At 52.3% G+C, this 7,304-nt stretch carries 5 protein-coding genes; 4 read left to right on the top strand and 1 reads right to left on the bottom strand.

Features of this window, described 5'->3' with window-relative positions; all coding sequences use genetic code 11:
* The first annotated feature begins 68 nt into the window (after positions 1–68).
* Positions 69–1,304, top strand: coding sequence for a nucleotide sugar dehydrogenase (locus ABEV74_RS23025; protein ID WP_430150035.1), 1,236 nt, complete (start codon positions 69–71; stop codon positions 1,302–1,304).
* A 626-nt stretch (positions 1,305–1,930) separates the two neighbouring features.
* Here the strand turns inward: ABEV74_RS23025 and ABEV74_RS23020 are convergent.
* Positions 1,931–2,143, bottom strand: coding sequence for a YrzA family protein (locus ABEV74_RS23020; RefSeq protein WP_062495542.1), 213 nt, complete (start codon positions 2,141–2,143; stop codon positions 1,931–1,933).
* Positions 2,144–2,400: 257 nt separating this feature from the next.
* Between ABEV74_RS23020 and ABEV74_RS23015 the strand changes: the two genes are divergently transcribed.
* The 3 genes from ABEV74_RS23015 (at position 2,401) to ABEV74_RS23005 (ending at position 7,279) form a co-directional block, all read left to right on the top strand.
* Positions 2,401–3,783 carry an extracellular solute-binding protein gene (locus ABEV74_RS23015; RefSeq protein WP_062495540.1) on the top strand — a complete coding sequence of 461 codons (1,383 nt, stop codon included), beginning with the start codon at positions 2,401–2,403 and terminating at the stop codon, positions 3,781–3,783.
* 1,177 nt (positions 3,784–4,960) lie between these two features.
* On the top strand, positions 4,961–6,250 hold the full coding sequence (locus tag ABEV74_RS23010; protein WP_430150032.1) for a sugar ABC transporter substrate-binding protein: 1,290 nt from the start codon (positions 4,961–4,963) through the stop codon (positions 6,248–6,250).
* A gap of 90 nt (positions 6,251–6,340) precedes the next feature.
* The gene (locus ABEV74_RS23005; protein ID WP_062495535.1) at positions 6,341–7,279 is read left to right on the top strand and encodes a carbohydrate ABC transporter permease; all 939 of its coding nucleotides are present in this window, start codon (positions 6,341–6,343) and stop codon (positions 7,277–7,279) included.
* Positions 7,280–7,304 lie beyond the last annotated feature (25 nt).

The following is a 7,304-nucleotide window of genomic DNA, read 5'->3' as shown; positions in this document are numbered from 1 at the left end:
CTTTCGAAATTCAGGTTGAATAAAAATAGAGTTATGGGGGGGGGAATCAATTGAACCAAATTCGTTTAATCCAGAAAGATAAAGTCGCTGTTGTTGGACTCGGTTATGTCGGACTCCCTCTCGCTGTTCATATTCAGCAAAAAGGGTATCCCGTTATCGGGATTGACAAAGACAAGAACAAGCTTCAGTTGCTTCAGAACGGACAAAGTTATATTCCGGACGTTACCCATCATCAAATCAAAGAAGCGATGAAAGCCGGGTTTCAAGCAAATGTACCGGGAGAACTCATCCGGGGAGCCAAGTATATTATCGTTTGTGTACCCACCCCTCTAGATGATTCGGGAGAGCCAGAGCTTGGGGCATTAAAAAGTGCATCGGCTTTCATCTCGAGAAATTTGCAACCCGGTCAGACTGTAATCTATGAAAGCTCTACGTACCCGGGGACGTTGGAGGAAGTGGTCTGGAACATCCTGTCAAAGAGCGGCTTAAAGGTCGGCCAGGATTTTTATTTGGGATATTCCCCGGAACGGATTGATCCCGGCAATCATCGTTACCCGCTAGAAACGATCCCTAAAGTGGTCAGCGGCTTAACGAATGCGTGCAAAGAAAAGGTGAACCAATTTTATAGCACTTTGTTTCATAAAACCGTACCGGTGAGTCATCCGCGGGTGGCGGAAATGTGCAAATTAATTGAAAATATCCAACGGTTGGTCAACATTTCACTGGTAAATGAAATAGAAATCATTTGTGAAAGTATGAACATCGACTTTCGCGAAACGTTGCAAGCCGCGGCTACTAAACCGTTCGGGTTTACTCCTTATTTTCCAGGACCCGGCATTGGTGGTCATTGCATTCCTGTCGACCCGCTATATTTTCAATGGAAAGCCAAGAAATACGGAAAAAGCAGCAAATTAATTGAAGCGGCGCATGAAATCAACAACTATATGCCGTTCCACATTGCAGAACGAATCGGCAAAAAACTGGAGTCGCTTCCGGGAGATCCTAAAGAGAAAAAAGTGTTGCTGATCGGTTTAGCGTATAAAAAAGACGTCAATGACATCCGTGAATCTTCTGCAATCAAAGTATTTAAACTGTTGTTGCAGATGGGCTACCAAGTGGAATATCACGATCCTTTTGTATCTAATGTTACGCTGTCTTCCGAGAAGTATGTCTCGAAAGTGATGAATAAAGGGCTTCTTCAATCCGCTGACCTCGTCGTCATTCTAACCGATCATTCGAACGTGGACTGGAGCCTGGTCAAGTCCCATGCCAAAGCTGTGATCGATACTCGCGGGGTTATATGAATGGTCATGAAAGAGGCGAGCAAGCTGCTGATCACTGGGGGGACGGGATTTATAAGTTCGTATATTGTAGATCGGCTGCTTGCGTCATGCTACTAAGTTGCGGTATTAGAACCGCCGAGTTTGTACCGAACAAAAAACAGCGATCGCCCCGTACAGGCGCATCGCTGTTTTTTCGTGTACGGCGTGCCCAGAAAGCACGCATCTTCTCCGGTCCCAACCAATTGTGGCAAGCGGATATTAAGTACGGAGCTCATACTCGTTACGAAGACACTCGGCTAAGAGCTTGTACCTATAGATATGCTCTTCACCTTCCACAAGCTCCAACAGCCATTCTTTCATCTGCTCGTCGCTTATTTTGCGTCCCTGCAGCCGCCGATATGCGCTGGGAACTGAAGCAAATCTTGAAGCCGTGGCTGGAAAAGCCGCAGCCTTACGGGGACAGGGGCTACAGCAAGCCGTTAAGGCCATAACCCGCACTTTCGGAAGCCGCCTGATTGCGGCCTGTTTTCTCTTCGGCCTCCCGGCGGTTTGCAACGTTTATTCGGTTTTATTCGGCTATGCAATAACGTGCAAAGGTTCTTGTCGTGAGCCGGTGACAAGAACCTTTTCCCTTTACGTCGAATGCGTTACTTTGCTTTGAAATGGACGATCGCGCTGTACCGGATTTTTCCGGCGTTCGGGTCGAAGACCGCCTGATAGGACAGATTCGCCACCTCCAGCAACAGCGCTTTGTTATTCTCGATTTGCTCCTCGATTTTGCGTTCCAGCGTCTTCAGATCGGTCGCCTCGAAACATTCGATTTTGTCCTGGATGCGTTCCAGCGAAAATCCCTCTAGCATGCGAAATCCCCCTTCCTTACTTTCCTTGCGAAACAAAGTGTGTTCTTTACGATCGATGTCAATCCTTGCGAAACAAACTGCATCCTCTACGATCATGTCAATTGCGGTCCGCTTTTGTCAAGTGACATAGCCGGGAATGGCCGCCGGGCGGGACGCGGGAGTTGACAGACCTTCTTGCTGTTCGCTATCATTTTGATGAATACCAGATAAGAACCAACGGCCGGCGCAGCCGGCGCGTACAGTGAAGGGGTTTGCAAATGAGCGACAAACCGAGTCGAACGACATTCCGCAAGCGGCTGGATGAAATGGTCTCCCAGCTCAGGGAGGAGATTGTGGCGGGCAAGCGGGCGATCGGCGAATTTTTGCCTTCCGAGCAGGCGCTGGGCGAGCAGTTCCAGCTCAGCAAAAATTCCGTCCGCAAAGGCCTGGACATGCTCGTCGCGGAGGGGCTGATCGAGAAGGTGCCGAGAGTCGGCAACCGTGTGGCCAGTCCCGATGAAGAAGGCGTCCAGACCGTCAAATTCGGCTATTACCCTTCGGTGCTGCAGGAAGGGCTGCTCAACCGGGTGCTGGCGGATTTTCATGGCGCGTTTCCGCATATCCGGGTGCGTTCGATTCCGCTGCCTTACGACCAGTTCGCCGGTACCGTCGCGGAATACATGAGAAGCGACCTGCTGGACGTCATCACGATCAACTATACGGATTACAGGCATATGGCGGAGAACGGGTGGACCGATCTGCTGGAGGAGCTGGAGCCGAATCCCGAACTTTACCCCTTCCTTTCCGGCGTATTCGCGGACGGCGGCGCCAATCGCGCGCTTCCTTTCATTTTCTCGCCGATCGTGCTTTGCTACAACCGGGATCACTTCGCGGAAAAACAGCTGCCCGAGCCCGACAGCGGATGGTCGTGGGACGAATTGCTGGCGTCGGCGAAGAAGCTTAGCGAAAATCAGGGCCGATACGGCTTTTATTTTCATCTGTTGTCCGATAACCGGTGGCCGGTTTTTCTGCTCCAGTCGGGCGTCCGGTTCGTACCCGGCAGCGAGGAATACGATGAGGGGCTCCGGCGCAGCCTGACGCTGTTTCGCCACATTCAGCGCGACCGCAGCCTGTTTCCGAATTATATGTCGGAAAGCGACGCGGACGCGGAGGATCTGTTTTTGCAAGGCAAGCTGTCCATGATCATGTCGACCTATTTCAGCTTGAACCGCTTTATCGGCGCTCCGTTTGCGTTCGACGTGGCACCGCTTCCGTACATGGGAGAAGCGAAGACGCTGCTGTTGACGATCGGGGCGGCGCTGAGCAGGCACTCGAAAGTGAAGGAGGCGGCCCGGACGTTCCTGGATTACATGCTGTCCTATCCGGTCCAGCTGAATATCCGGCAGCGCACGCTGAGCATACCCGCGAACAAGAAGGCGGCCGAATGGCAAGGCAAAGAGGTGATGGCGCGTCCCACCCGCTTCCATATGTACCGGGAAATCATCCCGACCTTCCGCAAGTTTACGGAGCTGAACCTGGCGGCATCCCAGCTCCAGACGGTCCGTAAAGAGCTGAAGCTGTTCTGGTCCGGGATGGAGGATGAGGAAACCGTGATCCGCCGGTTGAAATCGCAACTCTTTCCGGTCGGCGCCGGTACGTAACCCTACTAAAAAAACAGCGCACGAAACAGAGCGCACGCAATACAGAGTACGCAAAAGAGAGTGCGCGCCAAACATAGCGAACGCATAAACGGCTTCGGCCGTTTTTTCTATATTTGCGTGCCCAGCTAAGCACGCATCTTCTGGACGGTGAAAGTCCGGTCGCGGGAGGGCGAAACCTCCGCGTAGCTAACGAAATGGTTTGCCAAGAAGCGCCAGCGAAGATACTGGCGCGGCTCCGGATACGAAGTAAAGACACTATGCCAGTTGCATGGACTTAAAACACTGTTGTAAGCCGCATGCGCATGAAGGACGAACATCGGAAAAAGCCGTATGAGGGAAAACTTCACGTTCGTCGCGCCCCGTCCTCCGTCCAATCGCGCCGTTCCGTCGGTACGCCTCGTCTTTCGTCTAACTGTCTCCGATCTGTCGAAGCAACCTCGTCTTCCGTCTAACCGTCTCCGTTCCGTCGGTACGCCTCGCCTTTCGTCTAACTGTCTCCGATCTGTCGAAGCAACCTCGTCTTCCGTCTAACCATCTCCGTTCCGACGGTACGCCTCGTCTTCGTCCAATCGACTCTGTTCCGGCGTGCGCCCCTCCTTCAGCACCCCGTCTCCCGGCAGATGGCGAAAAACTGCAAAAGTACAGGTATTTTGGCCCGAACAGACGACTGTGGCACACATTGCTGCGAAAATACAGGAATTTTTGCGGTTTTCGTTTTGTTTAGCTTCAACCGATCAAAAAAACTGTACTATCGCAGGAATTTCCGCATTTTGGCTATTTTCCGTCCGAAAAAGTTGCACTTTTGCAGCATTGTTCCGGACGAAAGTTATTAATGTAATATTAACTAACACAATAAACCAAAAAATAAGCATGCGCGACCTTATTTCGTCTTTTAATGTAACTTTAATTGACATTCACTCCAGCTTTATTTTATGATCAATATATACTAGATATGAACAATATCGGACGGCATACCGGCCGACAGAGAAAAGGAGGGATTGATGCGCATCTAAGTCTATATTCCGGGGTTATTTTCAACGTTTTTCCGTTTGTCTTTAAATGGTCCATATATGGGAAGGGCATTGACGGCGCTTACACGGATCATTACAATTCAGATATGAACCAGATAAGAACTATATGTGGTCACCAAAAATTTCTGAACGAAGGGACGGTCTGCATGTTCAAAAAGAGCAAGGTTTGGTTTGTGCTTCTCGTCTTGCCGCTGGTCCTGGCCGCTTGCGGTTCCGACGGCAACGATCCCGCGCCGGGTTCGTCGAACGGCTCGTCGGGAGAAGTCGCGTCGCCATCCGGCGAAATTACCGTTTGGGCCCATCCGTACGTGAGCGAAGAGAAAGCAGGGGAGATGAAAGCCTTCTGGGATTCGGTCATCCAGGCTTATAATGCCAAATTCCCCGACGTAAAGGTGAAATTCGAAGAGATTCCGTGGAAGGACCGGGAGCAGAAAATTTTGACCGCGCTCTCCTCCGGCACGGGTCCGGACGTCTTCTATCAAATTCCCGACCAGGTTCCGCAATTCGCCAATCAAGGCGTACTCGCGCCGCTTGATGACTATTTGACGGATGAGGATCTGGCGGACTTCAACGAAGGGGCGCTTAAGGCCGGCAACGTGGATGGCAAGCAGTACGCGCTGCCGATCTTGCAGGAGACGCAGACGCTGATTTACAACGCCGATATCGTCAAGGACATCGGGGAAGATCCGGCCAATCTCCCGACCACATGGGACGAATTCAACGCCTGGGCGGAGAAAGCCGCCGCCAAAGGGTATTACGCCCGCGATTTCGCCGGAGCGGAAGCGTGCTGCAACGCCACCTTGTACCCGCTGCTTTGGCAGAAAGGGGGAGACGTGTTGGCGGAAGACGGCAGCGTCATTCTCGACAACGAAGCCGGCGTGGCCACGTTCCAGTACATTAAAGATATGTATGACAAAAAATGGATTCCCGCCGACTCCGTATCCAACAAAGATCAATTCCCCGAATTTCTGTCCGGCAAAATGATGGCGATATGGGGAAGCGGATATACGTTGACCGTGCTCAATGAAGAGAAAATCAACTACGTCATCGGCGAGCCGTTGACGGACCGGACGAAAGCGACGTTCGGAACGGTCGGCATGTTCGTCGTATCGGATAAAAGCAAGAACAAAGAGGCGGCCGCCGAGTTCGTCAAGCTGCTTACCGATACGGAAAACCAGAAAACCTTCAACAAGCTGACGAACTACATTCCGACCCGAAAATCGGCCGCCTCGATACACGACGGCGACGAAGCGATGAAGAAGATGACCGCCATCGCCTCCGTCTCCCGCGCCGGCATCGTCAGTCCTGTCGCGAGAACGATTATGCCGAAAATTCAGGCGGAAATCGCGGCGATGCTGGAAGGCGGCAAAACGCCGCAGGAAGCCGCAAGCGCAGCCGCGGCAGCGGTCAGGGACGAATTGGCGAAAGTGAAATAAACCTTCGCGCGCCGCAGGTGCGCAGGTCGGCGGAGCTGTCTTGAGGGGCGGCTCCTGCCGTTCCAATCTGATCATTTGGAGGGACGCGGATTGAAATCGTACGCCACAACTGACCCCGATCCAAGCGTAACGAAGCCCGGACTGGGCGCCCGTCTAGCGAAGGAATGGCGAAAAAACGCGTTCGTCTACGTAATTCTGGCACCGGTTCTGCTACATTTTCTCGTGTTTCAGGCCTTTCCGCTCGGCTTCAGCTTCGTTCTTTCGTTCATGGACTGGCCGATCATCGGAAAAAGCGAGTTCGTCGGCTTGAAAAACTGGGAAACGTTTCTGAACGACAAGCTCGCCTGGAAATCGATCCGCAATACGCTTATGTTCTCGCTGTATTATATTTTGCCGACGATGGGGATCGGGCTGCTGCTCGCACTGCTTGTCAGCATCCGCTCGAAGTTGGCCGGCTTTTTCAAAAGCATCTACTTCCTGCCGGTCGTCACGTCGTTTGTCGTCATCTCCGGCATTTGGGCCTGGCTGTTCAAGGGCAACGATACCGGCATTTTTAACTATGTTCTCAGCTGGTTCGGCATCGAACCGCAGCTGTTTTTCTCCGATTCCAAGCAGGCGTTGATCGTGCTGGCGGCGCTCAGCGTGTTCAAGGTGTGCGGAAGCACGATGGTATACTACTATGCCGGCCTGAAATCGATTCCGACGCACTTGTACGAAGCCGCGAAGATGGACGGGGCCTCGGGGTGGACGATCTTTTGGCGGATCACGTTCGTGCTGCTGCTGCCGATCCACTTCTACGTCGCGATTTTCACGACGATCGGGTCGTTCCAGATTTTCGATTCGGCCTATCTGCTGACATCAGGCGGTCCCAATTACGCCACAATGACGATCGTCTACTACTTGTATCAGGAGGGCTTCGTCGGCCTTCGCATGGGTTATGCGAGCACGCTGGCCTACGTCCTGTTTTTCATCGTCCTCGCGCTTTCACTCGTTCAGCGGAAGTTTATGGGCAAAGACCTTCAATACTAAATACTAAACCTGAATTTCGAAAGTA

This window comes from Paenibacillus cisolokensis (assembly GCF_050481165.1).
In the GTDB taxonomy this organism is placed as follows: Bacteria; Bacillota; Bacilli; order Paenibacillales; family Paenibacillaceae; genus Paenibacillus_AH; species Paenibacillus_AH cisolokensis.
The sequence above is the reverse complement of the archived record's forward strand: the minus strand, read 5'-3'. Positions and strand labels throughout refer to the sequence as shown.

Coding starts and splice junctions, on each gene's coding strand:
- ABEV74_RS23020 (WP_062495542.1), bottom strand. CDS start 2,143: ATGCTAGAGGGATTTTCGCTGGAACGCATCCAGGACAAAATCGAATGT.
- ABEV74_RS23015 (WP_062495540.1), top strand. CDS start 2,401: ATGAGCGACAAACCGAGTCGAACGACATTCCGCAAGCGGCTGGATGAA.
- ABEV74_RS23010 (WP_430150032.1), top strand. CDS start 4,961: ATGTTCAAAAAGAGCAAGGTTTGGTTTGTGCTTCTCGTCTTGCCGCTG.